This window comes from Microbacterium californiense (genome assembly GCF_047246625.1).
Lineage (GTDB): Bacteria > Actinomycetota > Actinomycetes > Actinomycetales > Microbacteriaceae > Microbacterium.
Genome location: NZ_JBFOKQ010000002.1, coordinates 449,921 through 471,606, shown reverse-complemented (window position 1 = coordinate 471,606; position 21,686 = coordinate 449,921). Strand labels below are relative to the sequence as shown.

Annotated in this window: 17 protein-coding genes and 2 rRNA genes; 8 read left to right on the top strand and 11 right to left on the bottom strand. The window is 68.3% G+C overall.

The annotated features are described in order from the left end of the window. Positions 1–318 precede the first annotated feature (318 nt). Positions 319–3,420, top strand: a 23S ribosomal RNA gene (locus tag AB3M82_RS13550). 107 nt (positions 3,421–3,527) lie between these two features. Further along, positions 3,528–3,644: ribosomal RNA gene (rrf, locus tag AB3M82_RS13545) — 5S ribosomal RNA — on the top strand. 78 nt (positions 3,645–3,722) lie between these two features. Here the strand turns inward: rrf and AB3M82_RS13540 are convergent. Continuing rightward, positions 3,723–4,460 carry an IclR family transcriptional regulator gene (locus AB3M82_RS13540; protein ID WP_412958606.1) on the bottom strand — a complete coding sequence of 246 codons (738 nt, stop codon included), beginning with the start codon at positions 4,458–4,460 and terminating at the stop codon, positions 3,723–3,725. A gap of 127 nt (positions 4,461–4,587) precedes the next feature. Between AB3M82_RS13540 and hutH the strand changes: the two genes are divergently transcribed. Genes hutH through hutI form a run of 3 tightly spaced genes read left to right on the top strand, consistent with a single transcriptional unit; the run spans position 4,588 to position 8,977 of the window. After that, entirely contained in the window at positions 4,588–6,144 is a 1,557-nt protein-coding gene (gene hutH / locus AB3M82_RS13535) for a histidine ammonia-lyase (protein ID WP_412958471.1), read from the top strand. Then, a complete protein-coding gene (gene hutU, locus AB3M82_RS13530; RefSeq protein ID WP_412958470.1) occupies positions 6,137–7,804 on the top strand; it encodes a urocanate hydratase in 1,668 nt (555 codons plus the stop codon). The genes hutH and hutU overlap by 8 nt, the downstream gene beginning before the upstream one ends. Positions 7,805–7,813: 9 nt before the next feature. Further along, on the top strand, positions 7,814–8,977 hold the full coding sequence (gene hutI / locus AB3M82_RS13525; RefSeq protein ID WP_412958469.1) for an imidazolonepropionase: 1,164 nt from the start codon (positions 7,814–7,816) through the stop codon (positions 8,975–8,977). Between the two features lie 28 nt (positions 8,978–9,005). On the opposite strand, the gene AB3M82_RS13520 is transcribed toward hutI, so the two are convergent. Next, a complete protein-coding gene (locus AB3M82_RS13520; RefSeq protein ID WP_412958467.1) occupies positions 9,006–9,914 on the bottom strand; it encodes an agmatinase family protein in 909 nt (302 codons plus the stop codon). 1 nt (position 9,915) lies between these two features. Then, positions 9,916–11,193, bottom strand: coding sequence for a DUF445 domain-containing protein (locus AB3M82_RS13515; RefSeq protein ID WP_412958465.1), 1,278 nt, complete (start codon positions 11,191–11,193; stop codon positions 9,916–9,918). Positions 11,194–11,276: 83 nt separating this feature from the next. Here AB3M82_RS13515 and AB3M82_RS13510 point away from each other — a divergent pair, with 83 nt between their 5' ends. Continuing rightward, positions 11,277–11,549, top strand: coding sequence for a metal-sensitive transcriptional regulator (locus tag AB3M82_RS13510; RefSeq protein ID WP_412958464.1), 273 nt, complete (start codon positions 11,277–11,279; stop codon positions 11,547–11,549). A gap of 6 nt (positions 11,550–11,555) precedes the next feature. On the opposite strand, the gene AB3M82_RS13505 is transcribed toward AB3M82_RS13510, so the two are convergent. The 8 genes from AB3M82_RS13505 to AB3M82_RS13470 all read right to left on the bottom strand — a co-directional run bounded on the left by AB3M82_RS13505 (position 11,556) and on the right by AB3M82_RS13470 (position 20,547). Beyond that, positions 11,556–12,944: an aspartate aminotransferase family protein gene (locus tag AB3M82_RS13505; protein WP_412958463.1), complete on the bottom strand. Its 1,389-nt coding sequence runs from the start codon at positions 12,942–12,944 to the stop codon at positions 11,556–11,558. Positions 12,945–12,988: 44 nt separating this feature from the next. Further along, on the bottom strand, positions 12,989–14,473 hold the full coding sequence (locus tag AB3M82_RS13500) for a CoA-acylating methylmalonate-semialdehyde dehydrogenase (protein ID WP_412958462.1): 1,485 nt from the start codon (positions 14,471–14,473) through the stop codon (positions 12,989–12,991). A gap of 46 nt (positions 14,474–14,519) precedes the next feature. Beyond that, the gene (locus tag AB3M82_RS13495) at positions 14,520–15,923 is read right to left on the bottom strand and encodes an aspartate aminotransferase family protein (protein WP_412958461.1); all 1,404 of its coding nucleotides are present in this window, start codon (positions 15,921–15,923) and stop codon (positions 14,520–14,522) included. Continuing rightward, positions 15,920–16,387: an Lrp/AsnC family transcriptional regulator gene (locus AB3M82_RS13490; protein WP_412958460.1), complete on the bottom strand. Its 468-nt coding sequence runs from the start codon at positions 16,385–16,387 to the stop codon at positions 15,920–15,922. The genes AB3M82_RS13495 and AB3M82_RS13490 overlap by 4 nt, the downstream gene beginning before the upstream one ends. An 84-nt stretch (positions 16,388–16,471) precedes the next feature. After that, positions 16,472–17,638: an acyl-CoA dehydrogenase family protein gene (locus AB3M82_RS13485; protein ID WP_412958459.1), complete on the bottom strand. Its 1,167-nt coding sequence runs from the start codon at positions 17,636–17,638 to the stop codon at positions 16,472–16,474. Then, complete coding sequence (locus tag AB3M82_RS13480; protein ID WP_412958458.1) at positions 17,635–18,393, bottom strand: alpha/beta fold hydrolase; 759 nt, start codon at positions 18,391–18,393, stop codon at positions 17,635–17,637. The genes AB3M82_RS13485 and AB3M82_RS13480 overlap by 4 nt, the downstream gene beginning before the upstream one ends. A gap of 34 nt (positions 18,394–18,427) precedes the next feature. After that, the gene (locus tag AB3M82_RS13475) at positions 18,428–19,342 is read right to left on the bottom strand and encodes a sugar kinase (protein ID WP_412958456.1); all 915 of its coding nucleotides are present in this window, start codon (positions 19,340–19,342) and stop codon (positions 18,428–18,430) included. Then, on the bottom strand, positions 19,339–20,547 hold the full coding sequence (locus AB3M82_RS13470; RefSeq protein WP_412958454.1) for an MFS transporter: 1,209 nt from the start codon (positions 20,545–20,547) through the stop codon (positions 19,339–19,341). Before AB3M82_RS13470 ends, AB3M82_RS13475 begins: the two co-directional genes overlap by 4 nt. A 378-nt stretch (positions 20,548–20,925) precedes the next feature. Here AB3M82_RS13470 and nrdH point away from each other — a divergent pair, with 378 nt between their 5' ends. Both nrdH and nrdI read left to right on the top strand, forming a co-directional pair. Next, positions 20,926–21,159 (top strand): glutaredoxin-like protein NrdH, encoded by a 234-nt coding sequence (nrdH, locus tag AB3M82_RS13465; RefSeq protein WP_017202656.1) that lies wholly within the window; start codon positions 20,926–20,928, stop codon positions 21,157–21,159. A gap of 75 nt (positions 21,160–21,234) precedes the next feature. After that, entirely contained in the window at positions 21,235–21,672 is a 438-nt protein-coding gene (gene nrdI, locus AB3M82_RS13460) for a class Ib ribonucleoside-diphosphate reductase assembly flavoprotein NrdI (protein WP_412958605.1), read from the top strand. The last annotated feature ends 14 nt before the right edge of the window (positions 21,673–21,686 follow it).

The window sequence follows — 21,686 nt, the reverse complement described above, 5'->3', positions numbered from 1 at the left end:
GTTGTCTTTCTCTAGTACGCCGCTTGCGGTGGGAACGGGGAGGGTGGCGGAGGTCGCACCTGCACGCTGTTGGGTCCTGAGGGACCGGATGCGCTTCAGCCCCGTTGGGGGTTGGGAGCAGTCGGTTACTCTGGGCCTCTTGTTGTTTGTCCGGTGGGCAGGCGAGGAGGGGTACCGCCCGTACTTTGAGAACTACACAGTGGACGCGAGCATCTTGCAACCGGCTTTTGCTGGTTGCGTTAGATGATCTTAAAGATCATTAGTCAATTTCTGATTCAGTCTTCGGACTGGTCGGGTTTTTGATTCGAACTCATGTGATTTCAAGTCTTTAAGAGCAAACGGTGGATGCCTTGGCATCTGGAGCCGAAGAAGGACGTAGCAATCTGCGATAAGCCTCGGGGAACTGATAAGCAAGTTTTGATCCGAGGGTGTCCGAATGGGGAAACCCCGCTGGGCGGCGTGCCGACCTAGTGACTCCCGCCTGAATATATAGGGCGGGTAGAGGGAACGTGGGGAAGTGAAACATCTCAGTACCCACAGGAAGAGAAAGCAACCGCGATTCCGTTAGTAGTGGCGAGCGAAACCGGATCAGGCTAAACCTAGCGTGTGTGATAGCCGGCAGGCGTTGCACGTTGGGGGTTGTGGGACTTTTCAGTCATTTCTGCCGAGATGGCGGCGTTACAAGAAGGTATAGACGAACGGTCTTGAAAGGCCGGTCATAGAGGGTGCCAACCCCGTAGTCGAAATGCTTCTCTTGGCGCGAAGAGTATCCCAAGTAGCACGGGGCCCGTGAAATCCCGTGTGAATCTGTCAGGACCACCTGATAAGCCTAAATACTCCCAGATGACCGATAGCGGACAAGTACCGTGAGGGAAAGGTGAAAAGTACCCCGGGAGGGGAGTGAAATAGTACCTGAAACCGTTTGCTTACAAACCGTTGGAGCACCCCTGGTAGGTGTGACAGCGTGCCTTTTGAAGAATGAGCCTGCGAGTTAGCGATATGTGGCGAGGTTAACCCGTGTGGGGTAGCCGTAGCGAAAGCGAGTCTGAATAGGGCGATTCAGTCGCATGTCCTAGACCCGAAGCGAAGTGATCTATCCATGGCCAGGCTGAAGCGACGGTAAGACGTCGTGGAGGGCCGAACCCACTTAGGTTGAAAACTGAGGGGATGAGCTGTGGATAGGGGTGAAAGGCCAATCAAACTTCGTGATAGCTGGTTCTCTCCGAAATGCATTTAGGTGCAGCGTTGCGTGTTTCTTGCCGGAGGTAGAGCTACTGGATGGCCGATGGGCCCTACAAGGTTACTGACGTCAGCCAAACTCCGAATGCCGGTAAGTGAGAGCGCAGCAGTGAGACTGTGGGGGATAAGCTTCATAGTCGAGAGGGAAACAACCCAGACCACCAACTAAGGTCCCAAAGCGCGTGCTAAGTGGGAAAGGATGTGGAGTTGCTCTGACAACCAGGAGGTTGGCTTAGAAGCAGCCACCCTTGAAAGAGTGCGTAATAGCTCACTGGTCAAGTGATTCCGCGCCGACAATGTAACGGGGCTCAAGCACGCCACCGAAGTTGTGGCATTGACATTATTGGTAGGCCTTCGTGGTCCAGCCGTGTTGATGGGTAGGAGAGCGTCGTGTGGCCAGCGAAGCGGCGGGGTAACCCAGCCGTGGAGGCTACACGAGTGAGAATGCAGGCATGAGTAGCGAAAGACGTGTGAGAAACACGTCCTCCGAAAGACCAAGGGTTCCAGGGTCAAGCTAATCTTCCCTGGGTAAGTCGGGACCTAAGGCGAGGCCGACAGGCGTAGTCGATGGACAACGGGTTGATATTCCCGTACCGGCGAAGAACCGCCCAAACTAATCCAGTAGTGCTAAACGTCCGAAGTCACTCACCGGATCCTTCGGGATCCACCGGGTGGTGGAGCACGTGACCCCGTTCTGGTGCGGTTAGCGTATTAACAGGTGTGACGCAGGAAGGTAGTCCAAGCCAGGCGATGGTTGTCCTGGTGCAAGTGCGTAGGCCGAGAGATAGGCAAATCCGTCTCTCATGAGGCTGAGACACGATGCGGATAAAAAGTGGATGATCCTATGCTGCCGAGAAAAGCATCGACGCGAGGTTCTAGCCGCCCGTACCCCAAACCGACTCAGGTGGTCAGGTAGAGAATACCAAGGAGATCGAGAGAATCGTGGTTAAGGAACTCGGCAAAATGCCCCCGTAACTTCGGGAGAAGGGGGGCCTTCGACGTATTAGGACTTGCTCCGAAAGCGTTTGGAGGCCGCAGAGACTAGTGGGTAGCGACTGTTTACTAAAAACACAGGTCCGTGCCAAGTCGCAAGACGATGTATACGGACTGACGCCTGCCCGGTGCTGGAAGGTTAAGAGGACCGGTTAGCCGCAAGGCGAAGCTGAGAATTTAAGCCCCAGTAAACGGCGGTGGTAACTATAACCATCCTAAGGTAGCGAAATTCCTTGTCGGGTAAGTTCCGACCTGCACGAATGGCGTAACGACTTCCCAACTGTCTCAACCGCGAACTCGGCGAAATTGCATTACGAGTAAAGATGCTCGTTACGCGCAGCAGGACGGAAAGACCCCGTGACCTTTACTACAGCTTGGTATTGGTGTTCGGTGTGGCTTGTGTAGGATAGGTGGGAGACTGTGAAGCATGGACGCCAGTTCATGTGGAGTCATTGTTGAAATACCACTCTGGTCACTCTGGATATCTAACTTCGAACCGTAATCCGGTTCAGGGACAGTGCCTGGTGGGTAGTTTAACTGGGGCGGTTGCCTCCCAAAAAGTAACGGAGGCGCCCAAAGGTTCCCTCAACCTGGTTGGCAATCAGGTGTCGAGTGTAAGTGCACAAGGGAGCTTGACTGTGAGACTGACAGGTCGAGCAGGGACGAAAGTCGGGACTAGTGATCCGGCAGTGGCTTGTGGAAGCGCTGTCGCTCAACGGATAAAAGGTACCTCGGGGATAACAGGCTGATCTTGCCCAAGAGTCCATATCGACGGCATGGTTTGGCACCTCGATGTCGGCTCGTCGCATCCTGGGGCTGGAGTAGGTCCCAAGGGTTGGGCTGTTCGCCCATTAAAGCGGTACGCGAGCTGGGTTTAGAACGTCGTGAGACAGTTCGGTCCCTATCCGCTGCGCGCGTAGGAAGTTTGAGAGGATCTGACCCTAGTACGAGAGGACCGGGTTGGACGAACCTCTGGTGTGTCAGTTGTTCCGCCAGGAGCACCGCTGATTAGCTACGTTCGGGATGGATAACCGCTGAAAGCATCTAAGCGGGAAGCCGGCCTCAAGATGAGACTTCCATACCTTCGGGTGAGAGGCTCCCAGCCAGACTACTGGGTTGATAGGCCAGATGTGGAAGCACGGTAACGTGTGCAGCTGACTGGTACTAATAAGCCGATGACTTGATAACACACCGTTCGTTGGTGCTTGCGTCCACTGAGTGGTTCTCGATGTACGGTCGAGAACCGCATAACAACAATGACTTTGTTATGTGTTTGATTGAAACATCAATAGTGTTTCGGCGGCCATAGCGTGAGGGAAACGCCCGGTTACATTCCGAACCCGGAAGCTAAGCCTCACAGCGCCGATGGTACTGCAGGGGGGACCCTGTGGGAGAGTAGGACACCGCCGGACTCCTTTTAAGAAAAAGAGCCACCCAACGCTGGGTGGCTCTTTTTCGTTAACGGGCCTGTTTCCGTGCAGGCGCGTACGTCAGCGCATCAGGCGCGACTCGAGCGCCTGCGCCGTGTCGCGCACGGCATCCGCCAGCATCTGCTCGGGGGAATCGGCATCCGCCCACGTGACCGCCACGGCGGCCACCGGCCAGCCCGTATGGTCGCGCACAGGCGCGCCGACCGACCGCAGCCCGTCGGCGATCTCGCTGTCCTCGGTCGCATATCCTCGGGCGCGCACCTGCCGCAGCAGTTCCCTCAGCGCCGACGGGGTTTGCGGACCCCGGCCCGTGCGGTCCGGGAACGCTGATGCGTCCGGATACAGCGCACGCACCTGCTCGCGGGGCAGTGCCGCGAGCATCGCCCGGCCGCTCGCCGTGAGGTGTGCCGGCAGGCGAACGCCCACGTCGGTGACCAGAGCCGGGCGCCGCGGCGCGCGCTCCTCGACGATGTACAACACGTCTCCGCCGCTCATCACGGCCAGGTGCGCGCTCTCACCGAGGCGGTCGGAGAGAGCGGCGACGAGGGGGCGGCCGAGACGGGCGAGCGGCTGCTGCCGCGCATATCCGCCGGCGAGCTCGAACGCGGAGGTGCCGAGACCCCACCGGCGCTCCTCTGCGAGGTGAACGACGAACCCGTGCGCCGCGAGGGTCCGGAGCAGATGGTAGACGGTGGACCGTGGCAGCCCGAGGTCGCGGGCGATCGCCGACGCGGCGACGGGGGCGGGTCGCCCCGCCAGGTGACGCAGGATGCGCAGGGTGTTCTCGGCGGCGGGCACCTGCGCCCTCCGGCCGTCCGCCGTCCCCGCACTCTCGACGTCCGCCGTCTCCGTAATGTCTGGGATCACAGACACAGCATCGCATGATCGCCACGTCCCGGCGACCTCCCGGGTGTGGAATCGGGGCATGAGTGAACTCGCCCCCGTCGTCGTCGGCTCCGCTCCGCTGACGGCATCCGATGTCGTCGCCGTCGCGCGCCACGACGCTCCCGTCGAGCTGGCCCCCGAGGCGTCGGTCCGCGTGGCCGACACCCGGCAGGTGGTTGACCGGCTCGCCGCCGACCCGCACCCGCACTACGGCGTCTCGACCGGCTTCGGCGCGCTGGCCACCACGTTCATCGCGCCCGAACGTCGTCGTCAGCTGCAGGCGAGCCTGATCCGCTCGCACGCCGCCGGCACCGGACCGGACGTGGAGCGCGAGGTCGTGCGCGGGCTGCAGCTGCTGCGGCTGCAGACGCTCGCCTCGGGCCGCACAGGCGTCCGCCCCGAAGTGGTCGAGGCGTACGCGGCGATGCTGAACGCGGGGATCACCCCGATCGTCCGCGAGTACGGCTCGCTCGGCTGCTCCGGTGATCTGGCGCCGCTGGCCCACATCGCCCTCGCCGCGATGGGGGAGGGCGATGTCCGCGTCGGGACGTCGGAGGATGCCGCCTCGGAGATCGTTCCGGCCTCCGCGGCGCTCGAGGCCGCCGGCATCCGTCCTCTCGTGCTCGTCGAGAAGGAGGGACTCGCCCTCATCAACGGCACCGACGGCATGCTGGGGATGCTGGTGCTCGCCCTGCACGACCTCGATCGTCTGCTGCTGACGGCGGACGTCGCCGCGGCCATGTCGATCGAATCGCAGCTGGGAACGGATGCCGTCTTCGCCGCCGACCTCATGGCGATGCGCCCGCAGACGGGCCAGGGCGTCTCGGCGGCGCACCTGCGCGCATTCCTCGGCGACTCGCCCATCGTGCTGAGCCACAAGGGCCCCGAGGACGGACGGGTGCAAGACGCCTATTCGCTGCGCTGCTCGCCGCAGGTGCACGGTGCGGCGCGGGACACCGCCGACCATGCGTCGACGATCGCCGCACGAGAGCTGGCGAGCCTGATCGACAACCCGATCATCACGCCCGACGGCCGCATCGAGTCGAACGGCAATTTCCACGGCGCTCCCGTCGCCGCCGTCCTCGACTTCCTCGCGATCTCCGTCGCCGATGTCGCGTCGGTCTCGGAGCGTCGCACCGACCGGGCCCTCGACCCTGCTCGGAATCGCGGGCTCCCGCCCTTCCTGGCCGACGAGGTCGGGGTGGACTCCGGCCTCATGATCGCGCAGTACGCCGCAGCGGGCATCGTGTCGGAGTTGAAGCGCCTGGCCGTGCCGGCATCCGTCGACTCCATCCCGTCGTCCGCCATGCAGGAGGACCACGTATCGATGGGGTGGGCCGCCGCGCGGAAGCTGCGCCGCGCGATCGACGGACTCGGACGCGTGCTCGCGATCGAGATCCTCACCGGCGCGCGGGCCCTCGACCTTCGCGCGCCCCTGCAGCCCGGTCCCGCCACCGGCGCCGTGCGAGATCTCATTCGCACAGTGGCCGCTGGACCGGGACCCGACCGTTTCCTCTCACCCGACATGGAGGCCGTGACCGCGCTCGTGCAGTCCGGCGCCATCGCCGCCATCGCACAGGAGCATGCGCATGTCTGACACCACTTCCCACCCGGATCGATCGCACATCCGGGCGCCGCGCGGCAGCGTGCGGACGGCGAAGAGCTGGGGCGCCGAGGCGGCCAAGCGGATGCTGATGAACAACCTCGACCCGGAGGTCGCCGAGCACCCCGAGGACCTCGTCGTGTACGGGGGCACGGGTCGAGCGGCGCGCAGCTGGGAGGCGTACGACGCGATCGTCCGTACGCTCGACGAGCTGGAGCCGGACGAGACCCTGCTCGTGCAGTCGGGCAAGCCGGTCGGCGTCTTCCGCACGCACGAGTGGGCGCCCCGGGTCCTCATCGCCAACTCGAACCTCGTGGGGGACTGGGCGACCTGGCCCGAGTTCCGCCGGCTCGAGGAGCTGGGGCTGATGATGTACGGGCAGATGACCGCCGGTTCGTGGATCTACATCGGCACGCAGGGCATCCTGCAGGGGACCTACGAGACCTTCGCGGCCGTGGCGCGGTCGCTCGGACGCGACTCTCTCCGCGGCACCCTCACCCTCACGGGCGGAGCCGGCGGCATGGGCGGGGCGCAGCCGCTGGCGGTGACCATGAACGACGGCGCGGTGCTGATCGTCGACGTCGACGAGACGCGTCTCGCTCGACGGGTCGAGCACGGCTACCTCGATGAGTACACGACCGATCTCGAGACCGCCGTCTCGCGAGCCGTCGCCGCCAAAGAATCGGGGGAGGCGCTCTCGGTGGGCGTCGTCGGCAACGCCGCCGAGGTCTTCCCCGAGCTGCTGCGCCGCGGCATCCCGATCGACATCGTCACCGATCAGACGAGCGCGCACGATCCTCTCGCCTACCTCCCGATGGGCGTCCCCGTCGCGGAGTGGAAGGCCGAGGCCGAGCGGGATCCCGAGGAGTTCACGCGACGCGCCCGCGCATCGATGGCGACGCACGTCGCCGCGATGGTCGGGTTCCAGGATGCCGGGGCGGCGGTGTTCGACTACGGCAACTCGATCCGTCGGGAGGCCGAGCTCGGGGGCTTCGATCGCGCCTTCGCCTTCCCCGGATTCGTGCCCGCCTACATCCGCCCGCAGTTCGAGGAGGGGCGCGGACCCTTCCGCTGGGCGGCGCTCTCGGGCGACCCGGAGGACATCGCGAAGACCGACCGGGCGATCGCCGAGCTCTTCCCCGAGGACACCGCGCTGCACCGCTGGCTCGAGAAAGCCGGCGAGAAGGTGCATTTCGAGGGGCTGCCCGCCCGCATCTGCTGGCTCGGGTACAAGGAGCGGCACCTCGCCGGCCTGAAGTTCAACGAGATGGTCGCCTCGGGAGAGCTGTCGGCGCCGATCGTGATCGGCCGCGACCACCTCGACTCGGGCTCTGTCGCCTCGCCGTACCGCGAGACCGAGGCCATGAAGGACGGCTCCGACGCCATCGCCGACTGGCCGCTGCTGAACGCGCTCCTGAACACCGCATCCGGCGCATCGTGGGTGTCGCTGCACCATGGCGGCGGCGTCGGCATCGGGCGCTCGATCCACGCCGGTCAGGTCACGGTCGCCGACGGGAGCGCGCTCGCGGCGCAGAAGCTCGAGCGGGTGCTCACGAACGATCCGGGCACCGGCGTCATGCGCCACGTCGACGCCGGGTACGAGCACGCCCGCGAGGTGGCGCGCGAGCGTGGCCTGAACATCCCGATGCTCTGAGGAGACCGCATGTCCACGCTGATCACGAACATCGCGGAGCTGACCACCAACGTGCCGTCGGGCGACGATCCGACGGGGGTGCTCCGGGATGCCGCCGTGCTGATCGACGGCGAACGGATCGCCTGGGTCGGAGCGGCGACGGATGCACCGATCGCGGACGAGGTCGTCGATGCGGACGCACGGGCGGTGATCCCGGGGTTCGTCGACAGCCACAGCCACCTCGTCTTCGCCGGAGATCGCGCTGCCGAGTTCGAGGCGCGGATGGCCGGACAGAGGTATGCCGCCGGCGGCATCCGGTCCACCGTCGCTGCCACGAGGGCGGCATCGGACGACGAGCTGCGCTCCCGCCTGCGCCGATTCCTCGCCGAGATGCGGGCGCAGGGCACGACCACCGTCGAGATCAAGAGCGGCTACGGCCTGAGCGTGGCCGACGAGGAGAGGCTGGTGCGGCTGGCCGCGGAGGTCACGCCCGAGGTCACCTTCCTCGGTGCGCATGTGGTGCCGGCAGAGTACGCCGATCGCCCCGACGCGTACGTCGACCTCGTCGTGGGGCTGATGCTCGACGCGTGCGCCCCGCATTCCCGGTGGATCGACGTGTTCTGCGAGACCGGGGCGTTCACGGTGGAGCAGTCGCGGCGCGTGCTCGAGGCGGGGATCGCGCGAGGGCTCGCGCCGCGTGTGCACGCGAGCCAACTCGGACCGGGCGAAGGGGTGCGCCTCGCGGTCGAGCTGGGCGCGGCGTCGGTGGATCACGGCACCTATCTGACCGACGACGACGTGCAGGCGCTCGCCGCCTCCGATACCGTGCTCACGCTGCTGCCCGGCGTGGAGTTCTCGACCCGCCAGCCGTACCCCGACGCCCGCCGCCTGATCGATGCGGGAGTCACGGTGGCGCTGGCCTGCGACACGAACCCGGGGTCGAGCTTCACCTCGTCGATGCCGTTCTGCATCGCCGTGGCCGTGCGCGACATGGGGATGACGCCCGCGGAGGCCGTCTGGGCCGCGACGGCCGGCGGGGCCGCGGCGCTGCGTCGCGAGGACATCGGACGGGTGGCACCCGGTGCGCGGGCGGATCTCGTGCTCCTCGACGCCCCGACGCGTGTGCACCTCGCCTATCGCCCGGGCGTGCCGCTCGTGGGCGCCGTGTGGAAGGACGGGGTGCGCGCCGCCTGAGCGGCACCGCGCGAAGCGAAGGGTCGACCTACCGCGACGCGAGTCCCGCCAGCAGCTCCAGCACGCAGAGCGCGGCGAGGCGCACGGTGCGGGCGTCTTCGGCATCCGCCGTCGCGTCGACCTCGGCGATGTCGGCGCTGACCACGCGGGCATCCGACGCGACCGCGCGGGTGAGGGCACGGAGCTCCCACGCCTGCAGGCCGCCGGGCACGCTGGCCGGGCATCCCGGGGCGACGGAACGATCGCAGACGTCGACGTCGATATCGAGATGCACGCGGGGGTCGTCTCCGGCCCCGGCGATCTCCACCGCCTCGGCCACGACGTCGTCGACACCGCGGCGACGTACCTCGTCGAGCGTGATGACGCGGATGCCCCACTCCGCCGCGCGCCGGGCGTAGGCGACCGAGTTCGCGAAGTCCGCGATGCCGATCTGCACGATGCGCGTCGAATCGATCCGGGTGGTGTCGAGGGCGGACCCGGCCGGCACGTCCTCCACCAGACGACGCACGGGCGTGCCGTTGGAGACGCCGTCGCGCAGGTCGAAGTGCGCGTCGAAGGTGATCAGCCCGGTCGCCTGTGCGCCCAGCGCGACCGGATAGGTGAGGGAGTTGTCTCCGCCGAGGGCGATGACGAAGGCGTCCGAGAGCTCACGCACGCGCTCGATGGTGGATGCTTCGCCCTGGTCGCCGTCCGGCTCGTGCACGTCACCGGCATCCGCGATCCGCAGCAGGTCGTTCAGATCGGTCGCCGGAGACCCCATCAACGCCGTGCCGTACCGCGGGAGCGCCTCGCGGATCGCAGCCGGCGTCGACCCTGCACCGGTCGGGGACAGCGAGGTGCGCCAGGTCGGAACGCCGATCAGCACGGCATCCGCCTGCCCGTCGAAGGCGGGCCATCCTCCGGCGCGCGGCCAGAGCGGATCGTGGGACAGGGCCATGTCAGACTCCCGGGATCAGGGCGTGCGCGATCGAGAAGATGGCGAGACCGGCGAGGGCGCCGACGATCGTGCCGTTCAGTCGGATGTACTGCAGGTCCCGCCCGACCATGAGCTCGATCTTCTCGGTGGTCTCGGCGGGGTCCCAGCGCTCGACCGTGTCGGTGATGATCGACGCGATGTCGTGCCGGTACCGGTCGACCAGGAAGACAGCGGCCTCGGAGACCCAGGCGTCGACGCGGTGCTGGAGCGCGGCATCCGTCGTCAGGCGCTCGCCGACCTCCTCCAGCGCCTGCGCGGCGCGGCGGCGCAACCCGCTCTCCGGGTCGGCCAGGGCCTTGAGCAGCCCGTTCTTCGCCGTGTTCCAGGCCTCGGCGGCCAGCGCTCCCACGCGCGGGCTGTCGAACAGCGACGCCTTCGCGCTCTCGAGCTTGGCGCGGGTGGCGGGGTCGTGCTGGAGGTTCACGGCCAGACGGTCGAGGTACCTGTCGATCGCGAGCCGGGCAGGATGCCGCGGATCGGCCTGGACCGCGCGCACGAACTTGACCGCCTCGTTGTAAACGGTGTCGTCGACGAAGCGGTGCGCGAGCCGCGGCACCCACGACGGCAGGCGGCGGGAGACGAGTCCCGTGAACGACGCCTCGTTCGCCTCGAGCCAGCGCCCGACGGTCTCGACGGCGAGGTCGACCGCGCCGTGGTGCGCCTCCGCCTCGACGATCTTCGCCAGCCATTCGCCGGCGGGCGGCCCCCACTCGGGCTCGACGAGGTGCTCCCGGGCGAGGTCGGCGAGAAGATCCCGCACGTCGTCGTCGCTCAGGGCGTTGAGCACCGCGGTCGCGATCGTCGCACCTTCGGCGCTCACGCGCTCGGCGTGGGCGGGCTCGCGGAGCCACTCCCCGGCGCGCTGCGCGATGGCGGTGGTCGCGAGCTTGGCGCGGACGACGTCGGAGGCGAGGAAGTTCGTCTCGATGAACTCCCCGAGCGTGCGGCCGATCTCGTCCTTGCGGGTCGGGATGATCGCGGTGTGCGGGATGGGAAGCCCGAGCGGCCGTCGGAACAGCGCCGTCACGGCGAACCAGTCCGCGAGGGCGCCGACCATGCCGCCCTCGGCGGCGGCGCGCACGTAGCCGAGCCAGCCGACCCGCTCCTGGAAGGCGAACGCCAGCACGAACACGATCGCCATGAAGACGAGGGCGCCCAGGGCGACCGCCTTCATACGGCGCAGACCGCGCAGCCGCTCCTGGTCGGCGGGGGAGAGCTGCGTCATCGGTGTTCGCGGCATGCAGTCATCCTTTCATGCGCGGCGCGGGCCGGACCCGTCGGCGGCATCAGCGATCGACCGGCATCGCGGAGTACCCTCGATGCGTGATCGAAGACATCAAGAAGCGCGCCCTGCACCGCACTGCGATCCTCGAGGGCCAGCTGCGCGGCGTGGCCCGGATGATCGAGGGCGAGGACTACTGCATGGACATCATCACGCAGTCCCGTGCAATTCAGAAGTCGCTCGAGTCCCTCAACCGGCTGCTGCTCGAGAACCACCTGCGCACCCACGTCACCGACATGTTCGAGAACGGCGGCGCCGAGCGCGAGCAGGCGGTCGACGAGCTGCTCAAGGCCTTCGATTTCGACTCGAGATGACCCCGGTCAGGACGCCGCGATCTCGTCGGTGACCTCGAGGGCGCGATCGATCACGTCGAGCCCCCGGACGAGGTCGTCCTCCGAGATGACGAGCGGCGGCGCGACGTGCACACGGTTGAAGTGCACGAACGACCAGACGCCCGCCTTCTTCGCGGCGGCGGCGAAGGCGCCCATCGGCGCGGCATCCGCCCCGGCGGCGTTGAAGGGCACGAGCGGCTCGCGCGTCTCGGCATCCTTCACCAGCTCGATCGCCCAGAAGAGCCCGCGGCCGCGCACCTCTCCGACGCTGGGATGCGTCTCGACCCAGCGGCGCAGCGCCGGCTCGACGACGCGCTCGCCGAGGTCGCGCACGCGCTCCAGGATGCCGTCGCGGCGGAACACCTCGAAGGTCGCCACTCCCGCCGCGCACGCCAGGGGGTGGCCGGAGTAGGTCAGCCCGCCGGCGAACGGCACCGTGTCGAACGCCCGGGCGATCCGGTCCGAGATCACCACGCCGCCGAGCGGCACGTAGCCGGAGTTGACGCCCTTCGCGAAGCTGATCAGGTCGGGGCGCGCGTCGAACGCATCGACGCCGAACCATTCCCCCAGCCGGCCGAACCCGACCATGACCTCGTCGGCGATGTACACGATGCCGTAGCGGTCGCACAGCTCTCGCACCCCGGTCAGGTATCCCGGCGGCGGCACCAGCACTCCGTTCGTGCCGACCACGGTCTCGATGATGATCGCGGCGATCGTGCCCGGACCCTCGAGCTGGATGGTCTGCTCGAGGTGCGCCAATGCGCGCTCGGACTCCTGCTCGGGCGTCTCGGCGTGGAACGGCGAGCGGTAGAGGTACGGACCGAAGAACCGCACGGTGCCGGTGTCGACGCCGTCGTTGGCCCAGCGGCGCGGGTCGCCCGTCAGCGAGATCGCCGTCGCCGTGGAGCCGTGATAGCTGCGGTACATCGAGAGCACCTTGCGGCGACCCGTGAACTGCCGGGCGAGGCGCACCGCGTACTCGTTCGCCTCGGCGCCGCCGTTGGTGAAGAACACCTTCTCCAGCCCGTCCGGCGCGACCTCGGCGATGAGGCGCGCGAGCTCGCCGCGCACGTCGTTCGCCATCGACGGCTGGATCGTCGCCAGGCGTCCGGCCTGCTGCTGGATGGCGCAGACGAGGTCGGGATGCTGGTGCCCGAGGTTGAGGTTCACCAGCTGGCTGGAGAAGTCGAGGTAGGCGTTGCCGGCGTAGTCCCAGAAGGTGGACCCCTCGCCGGCGGCGACCGGCATGGGGTCGATCTGCGTCTGCGCGCTCCAGGAGTGGAAGACGTGGGCGCGGTCATCGGCGCGCACCTGCGCCTCGGCCTCGGGAGCGGGCAGCGGGTGGGTGCCGCCGTGGCGGTCGGTGAGAGTCGTCATGGGAGCCTGCTCGGTGGGGGATCGTCTGCAGTGGGGGATCGTGTTCAGTGGTTGCTGGGGAAGCCCAGGTCGATCTGCGAGGGGGTGTGGTCGGGCCAGCGCGTCGTGACGACCTTGGAGCGGGTGTAGAAGTGGATCGACTCGGGACCGTAGATGTGGGAGTCGCCGAACAGGGAGTCCTTCCATCCGCCGAAGGAGTAGGCGCCGATGGGCACGGGGATCGGCACGTTCACGCCGACCATTCCGACCTCGATGTCGAACTCGTACTGCCGGGCGGTGCCGCCGTCGCGCGTGAAGATCGCGGTGCCGTTGCCGTAGGCGTTCGCGTTCACGAGCGCCACGGCCTCGGCATAGCTGTCCACGCGGACGACGGAGAGGACCGGTCCGAAGATCTCGTCGTCGTACACCTTCATTCCGGGCACGACCCGGTCGATCAGGCTCACCCCGAGGAAGAAGCCGTCGCCCTCGAACCGCTGCGCGGTGCCGTCGACGACCACCTCGGCGCCCTCGTCCGAGGCACCGGAGACGTAGGAGGCGACCTTGTCGCGGTGCTCGCGCGTGATGAGCGGACCCATCTCGCTCGCGGCATCCGTTCCGGGGCCGATCCGGAGACCCGCGATGCGGGAGGCGATCGCCGGCACCAGCTCGTCGGCCACGTCGCCCACGGCCACGAGCACCGACACGGCCATGCAGCGCTCGCCGGCCGATCCGTACGCCGCCGAGACCGCCGCGTCGGCCGCCGCGTCGATGTCGGCGTCCGGCATCACGACCATGTGGTTCTTCGCACCGCCGAGCGCCTGCACGCGCTTGCCCGCGGCCGAGGCGCGCTGGTAGATCGAGCGGGCGATGGGGGTCGAGCCGACGAAGCTGACCGCCGACACCGCGGGAGAGTCGAGCAGGGCGTCGACGGCCTGCTTGTCGCCGTGCACGACGTTCAGCACGCCGTCGGGGAGACCGGCCTCCCGGAACGCCCTCGCGAGCCAGACCGCCGCCGAGGGGTCCTTCTCGCTGGGCTTGAGCACGACCGTGTTGCCGCACGCGATCGCCGAGGCGACCATCCACAGCGGCACCATGACGGGGAAGTTGAAGGGCGTGATGGCGGCCACGACGCCCACCGGCTGCTTCACCGAGTGCACGTCCACCCCGCGGGAGACCTGCTCGCTGCGCTCGCCCTTCAACAGGTGCACCAGGCCCGCCGCGAACTCCACGTTCTCGATGCCGCGGGACACCTCGCCCGCGGCGTCCGAGAGCACCTTGCCGTGCTCCGACGTGACGATCGCCGCGAGCTCGGGCGTGCGCTCCTTCAGCAGCTGGCGCAGACGGAAGAACACGTCGGCGCGCCGGATGAGGCTCGTCTCGCGCCACGCCGGCGCCGCCGCGGCGGCCGCGGCGATCGCGCTCTCGACCTCGGCGGCGGAGGCGAAGGCGACGTGCTTCGTCACCTCGCCGGTGGCGGGGTCGAAGACCTGGCCGGTGTGTGCCGCCTCGGCGGTCTCGGCTCCATTGATGACATGACGGACGGTGTCCACAGTGCTCCTGAGGGGGATGGGGTGGGTGTCGGGGGGGGCGTCGGAGTCAGAGGACCGACTGCGCGCGGGTCAGCACGTCGCGGAGGATCTGCTCGATCTCGCGGAACTCGGCGGGCCCGACGGTGAGCGGCGGCGCCAGCTGGATCACGGGGTCGCCCCGGTCGTCGGCGCGGCAGTAGAGACCGGCCTCGAACAGGGCGCCCGACAGGAAGCCCCGGAGCAGCCGCTCGGACTCGTCGTCGTCGAAGGTCTCGCGGGTCGCCTTGTCCTTCACGAGCTCGATGCCGAAGAAGTAGCCGTCGCCGCGCACGTCGCCGACGAGAGGCAGGTCCGTGAGCTTCTCGAGCTCGGCCCGGAACAGGGGCGAGTTCTCGCGCACGTGGGCGTTGAGCCCCTCCTCGTCGAAGATCGCGAGGTTCTCGAGGGCCACCGCCGCCGAGACGGGATGCCCGCCGAACGTGTATCCGTGCGGGAACGACAGGTCGCCCTTCGAGAACGGCTCGTAGATGCGGTCGCTGACGATCGTCGCGCCGATCGGCGAGTAGCCGCTGGTCATGCCCTTGGCGCACGTGATCATGTCGGGCTCGTAGCCGAGGCCGGTGCAGGCGAAGGTGTGACCCAGGCGTCCGAAGGCGCAGATCACCTCGTCCGACACGAGGAGCACGTCGTGCCGGTCGCAGATCTCGCGGACCCGCTGGAAGTAACCGGGAGGGGGAGGGAAGCATCCGCCGGAGTTCTGCACCGGTTCGAGGAACACGGCGGCGACGGTGTCGGCGCCCTCGAACAGGATCATCTCCTCGATGCGGTCCGCCGCCCAGCGACCGAAGGCCTCGAGGTCGTCGGCCGGGGCGCCCATCTCGGCCGCGCGGTAGAAATTGGTGTTCGGCACGCGGAAGCCGCCGGGCGCTACGGGCTCGAACATCGCCTTCATGGCCGGGATGCCGGTGATCGCGAGGGCGCCGTGCGGGGTGCCGTGATAGGCGACGGCGCGCGAGATCACCTTGTGCTTGGTGGGCTTGCCCTGGAGCTTCCAGTAGTGCTTCGCGAGCTTCAGCGCCGTCTCGACCGCCTCCCCGCCGCCGGTGGAGAAGAAGACGCGGTTCAGGTCGCCGGGGGCCTCGTCGGCGAGCCGGTCGGCGAGCTCGATCGCCGCCGGGTGCGCGTACGACCACAGCGGGAAGAAGGCCAGCTCCGACGCCTGGCGCGCCGCCGTCTCGGCGAGGCGGCGGCGTCCGTGCCCGGCGTTCACCACGAAGAGCCCCGCGAGGCCGTCGATATACTCCTTGCCCTTCGCATCCCAGATCCGGTGCCCCTCGCCCTTCACGATGATCGGCACCCCCGCGTCGGCCATGGTCGACTGACGGGTGAAGTGCATCCACAGGTGGTCCTTGGCCTTCGCCTGCAGTTCGGCTTCGGACAGCGTGCGGGCGGTCGAGAATGCGGTGCTCATCGGGTTCCCCAGTTGTAGAGCTGCTTCTGCAGCTTGGCGTAGATGAAGGTCTCGGTAGACAGCACGCCGTCGATCGGTCGGATGACGTCGTTGATGAGGGCGAGGAGGTCCTCGTCGTCCTCGCACACGACCTCGGCGAGCACGTCGAACGCGCCCACGGTGATGACGACGTAGTCGATCGCCTCAATCGCGGCGACGGCCTCCGCGACGCGTCGGGCGTCTCCGGAGACGCGGATGCCGATCATGGCCTGCCGGTGGAAGCCCAGCTGCATCGGGTCGGTGACCGCGACGATCTGCATCACGCCGGACTCGGTGAGCCGCTGGACGCGCTGGCGCACGGCGGCCTCGCTCAGCCCCACGACCCGACCGATGTCCGAATAGGAGCGGCGGCCGTCCTCCTGCAACAGCTCGATGATCGTCTTGGAGACGGCGTCGAGGGGGGACTGCTTCTTCGTCGAGACCATGGTGCGATCTTCGCACTTCGGTCGCAGCACTTCAACCGATTCCGCAGTTTGAGTGCGCGATGCCTGCGGAATCGGCGGGTGATCTCAGTTTTCGCGCGGCCCCAGCCAGGCTGACGCCGCGGTGGCGTGCGCGGATTCCGGATCGGACGGATGGAACGCGCCCGCGAGCACGTCGCGGTACAGGCGCGAGAGCTCGTTGCTCGAGAAGTACGAGCCGCCTCCCGCGACGAGCATCGCCTCGTCCACGACCTGCTTGGCGGTGGTGATCGCCCGGTGCTTGAGCCCCGAGAGCAGGGTGAACCATCGCGGGCCGTGATCGACCCGCTCGTCGACGTCGCGGGCGAGCGCGGCGATCTGGGGAGGGAGGGCGTCGTATGCCAGCGCCATGTCGGCGATGCGCCAGCGGATGTCGGGGTCCTGGCTGTACGCGGCCCCCGTGCTCTTCGAGCGGCGGCGATGCGCCGTCTGGACCGCGAGCTCGAGCGCGCGACGGGCGATCCCGGTGTACACCGACGCGAGCAGGATCTCGAAGACGCTGAAGATGCCGAACACGATCGGGTCGGGGCTGGGGCCGGGATCGATCCGGCGCACCACGTGCTCGGGCGCGGCGACCGCGCCGTTCAGACGCGTGGTGCGGCTCTGCGTCGCCCGCATGCCGAGGGTGTCCCAGTCGTCGCCCGTCTCGACCGCGTCCGTGCGCTCGACGAAGGCGAACACGAGCTTCGGCGCATCGGAGCTGGTCGTGTCCAGGCCGTGCAGGCCGAGGCGCGTCCACACCGGCGCCAACGAGGTGAAGATCTTCGTGCCGGTGAACGCATAGCCGCCGTCGGCCTGCGGCGCGGCATCCGTCCCGCTGCCGAACAGCACCAGGTCGTTGCCCGCCTCGCTGATGCCGAAGGCGAAGACCTCGCCGGCGACGGCACCGTCCTGCACGAACTCCAGACCGGGCACCCCGCGGTCGGAGAAGGTCTTCGCGACACCCGTCCACACGAGGTGCATGTTGATCGCCAACGCCGTCGCGGGAGCGGCCGCCGCGAGGCGCTGCTGCAGCACGGCGGCCTCGGCCAGACCCAGGCCCCCGCCGCCGCGCTCGGCCGGCACGAGGATCGAGAGGTATCCGGCGGCGCGGAGCTCGTCGAGATCGTCCTGCGGGAACGTGTTGTCCCGGTCGTGGATCGGCGCTCGCTCGCGGATGCGCTCGAGGAGGTCGTCGGGGAGGTGATCGGCCGGGTCGAAGGCGGGGGCGTTCATGTGAGGGCCTCCATCAGCTCGCGCACCGACGCCTCGGGCTGGTCCCGGTGGAGCGAGTGCCCGGCATCCGCCACGACCGACATCGTCACGAGCGGGTTCGATGCCAGCACCTGCTCGGCGGTCTCGCCGGTGAAGATGCTGTAGACCTGCGGATCCGAGGCGATCACGTGCGTCGGGACGGTCAGCCGCGCGACGTCGGACCGCACGTCCCACGGGTCGTTTTGAACGCTGGTCTGCTCGACGGCCCAGGCGCTCGCGCGGTGCACGGCATCCGCCTTCAGCTCCCAGTCCTGCGGATGCCAGTGCGGATGCTCCTCGCGGATCCGCTCGAGCCGGTTGTCGGCGAAGGCGCGCTCCTGGCTGCGGCGCACCACCTGCGCGTCGTGCGCGCCGACGAAGAGCGCGGGGTCGAGCAGCACCAGCCGCCGCGTCCACCCGGGGACGGATGCCGCGGCCACGGCGCTCGCCGCCGCTCCGAGCGAGTGGCCGATGACGGCATCCCAGGCACCGCCGCCCGCCGGACGGGTCGCGCCGAGGTCGGCGCCGTAGGCGGCGACGGAGTAGTCGAGCGCGCGGGGTGCATCGCCGTGTCCGCGCAGATCGACCGCCGTCGCGTGCCATCCGTGCGCCGCGAGGGCGTCGCCCAGGCGCCACATCAGCGCCGCGGAGGAGCCGAGGCCGTGCACGAGCAGGGCGCGTCGAGCAGAGGAGGGGTCGCCCCAGCCGAGGCGGGGCAGGTCGAGGGGAGCCGGCATGCCCTCAGCCTAGAACGGACCGCGAGGCCGCGGCTCAGTCGAGCGGAGGCAGATCGCCCCGGGTCATGAGCACCCGGGCCGCGGCCGCGTGACCGGCGGACAGGCTGTCCGACAGTTCGGCGCCGTCGAGTGTCGCGGCGAGGAAGCCCGACGCGAAGGCGTCGCCCGCTCCGACCGGTTCGACGACCTCCACGCGAGGTGCTGGCACGAAGACCGGCGCCTCGTCGCCCCGGAACGCGGTCGCCCCGACGTCGCCGTCCTTCACGACGAGGAGGGCGCAGTTCGGCAGGTGGGCCCGGACCTCGTCGGCCGTCGCCGTGCCCCAGAGGCGCTCGGCCTCGTCGCGCCCGACGAACGCGATGTCGGCCGCATCGGCGAGCCGCGCGAGCGTCGTCGCCGCCTCCTCCTGCGACCACAGCGCCCGCCGGTCGTTCACGTCGAACGACACCGTCGCCCCGGCCGTGCGCGCGTCCGCGAACAGCCGGTCGACCATGTCGAGGCACGACTGGGAGAGCGCCGGCGTGATCCCGGTGGTGTGCACGATGCGCACGCCGGCGAGCCGCTCGGGGGAGAGGAAGCCGGCCTCCATGCGCGACGCCGCCGAGCCCCGGCGGTAGTAGTAGACCGACGAGGACTCCACGCCCGGATCCTTGAACATGATGCCGGTCGGCGCGTCCGCGTCGTGCTCCACCCACAGCTCCACGCCGCGGCCTGCGAGCTCGGAGGTGATGCGGGCGGCGAGCGGGTCGTCGCCGAGCCGCGAGGCCCAGACGGCCCGGTGCCCGAACGCGGCGAGACCCACCGCCACGTTGCCCTCCGCTCCGGCCGGGGTCAGCGCGGCCTCGGACGCGCTCGCGAGCCCGCCGTCGGTGGGCGTGATGAGGACCATAGACTCGCCCACGCACACGATCGCGGGAGCGGAGGATGCCGGGGACTGCGGGATGCTCATGAGGGGGTTACCGCCAGGGGTTCGGTGTCGGGATAGGGGCTCGCGTCGCGATGACGCAGGTCGGGGAGCGCGCGGACGAACACGATCGACACCACCAGGCCGACGGCGGCGAACAGCGCCGCCGCGAGGTAGGCGCCTCGGGCGTCGGAGACGTCGACGAGAAACCCGGCCACCGCGGAGCCGGCGGCGGCGCCGATCAGCTGCCCGGTGCCGGCCCAGCCGAAGGCCTCGGCGGTCTCGCTGAACTTGACGCTCGCGGTCGTGATCGCGAACAGCACCGCGAGCGCGGGGGCGATGCCGATGCCGGCGAGCACGAGCGTGCCGCCGAGCCAGAACACGTTGAGGGAGAACATCGTCAGCACGAGGCCGACCGTGACGATCAGGAGCCTCCGCGCCATGGCCCACGGGCCGATCGGGATGTGGCCGAACGCCAGGCCGCCCGCGAGGCTGCCGACCGAGAACACCGCCAGCACGAGGCCCGCGGCCAGGCTGCCGTGCTCGAACGTGGCGACCACGCCGACCTCCACCGCGGAGCAGGCGCCGATGAGGAGGAAGCCGATCGCGGTCGCCATCAGCACCGGCGGCTTGAGCACGACCTTGCCGAGCGCGCTGCGGCTGCGGGGGATGCGCACCCGGCCGACCTCGGGGGAGAGGATGAACCATGCGCCGCCCGCCACGAGGATGATCGCCACGAGGAGGAGCCCCTCGGTGGTGCCGACCTGCGTCGAGACGAGGGTGATGACGACCGGGGCGAGGATCCAGATGATCTCCTGCAGCGACGCGTCGAGGGAGAACAGCGGCGTGAGCTGCGACGAGTTGACGAGCTTGGGGTAGATGGTGCGGACCGCGGCCTGGACGGGCGGTGTCGAGAGGCCCGCGATCATGCCGAGCACCATGTAGCCGGGAAGGCTCAGGGGAAGCAGGGCCAGGCACAGCATGGCGACGACGCAGACCGAGAGCGTCAGCGTCAGCACCCGCCGCATACCCCAGGCACCCATCCACCGGCTGGTGACGGGGCCGGCGACGGCCTGTCCGACGCTGGTGGCCGCGAGCACCAGGCCGGCGGCGCCGTACGAGCCGGTCTGCTGCTCGACGTGCAGGAGGATGGCCAGCGAGGCCATGCCGTTGGGGAAGCGCGCCGTCAGCTGCGCTGCGATCATGCGCGCCACTCCCGGCGTGCGAAGAAGGTCCCGGTATCCCGCCACCACACCACGGTACCGGCCGCCGGCGACGTCGCGGGACCGGGCGGAGGGCGAGCTCGACACGACACGCCGACGACACGCCGAGGGGCGCTTTCCACAGGAATCCGAATGTCGGAGGCCCGGCCTAGCGTGGCTCCTGTGGATGGATCTCCAGCCGGAGGTTCGAAGCCGCGATTTCCCGCGGGAGAAGACCTCGTATGCGAGGGCTCCGCCTGTGGAAGAAACGGTGGAGAACCTGTGTTGTACATGGGGAGAGCGGTGGAAAACTACACGGATGTAACTACTACCCCTTGTGGTTGCTCCGAGTGTCCGTCCCTATATGTAGTATTGAACTCCCGGCGGGGGTCCTGCCGGCCACACAACGATTCTGAGGGGAACGAGATGTCGATCACGGTCTACACAAAGCCTTCGTGCGTCCAGTGCAACGCCACCTATCGCGCGCTGGATGCCAAGGGCATCGAGTACGAGATCCACGACCTGTCGGAAGACCCGACGGCGCTGGAGCAGGTCAAGGCGCTGGGCTACATGCAGGCGCCGGTCGTCGTCACCGACGAGGACCACTGGTCGGGCTTCCGTCCCGACAAGATCGACGAACTCGCCTCGCGTCTCGCCTGACGCGCGACCCTCGGGGAAGCGGGGTCGACCGTGAAGCACATCGCGACCGACGCTGTCGGCATCGGCGGCGTCGCGATCGACTCCGCCGACACGGGCCGCGCGCCTCTCCTCGTCTACTTCTCGAGCGTGTCGGGCAACACCGCGCGTTTCATCGAGAAGCTCGGCCTCCCGGCCCGACGCATCCCGCTCCATCGGCAGGACGGGGATCTCGTCATCGACGAGCCCTTCGTCCTCGTCACCCCCACCTACGGAGGGGGTGAAGGGCGCGGTGTCGAACGGGGCGCCGTGCCCAAGCAGGTGATCCGGTTCCTCAACGACGAGCGAAACCGGCGCCACATCCGCGGGGTCATCTCCGCGGGCAACACCAACTTCGGCGAGGCGTTCTGCCTCGCCGGCGACATCATCAGCCGCAAGTGCCACGTGCCTCACTTGTATCGGCTCGAGATCTTCGGCACACAGGACGACGTGGATCGCGTGAGCGACGGATTGGAACGACGGTGGAAGCTGCAGTGACCGAGACAGTGGCA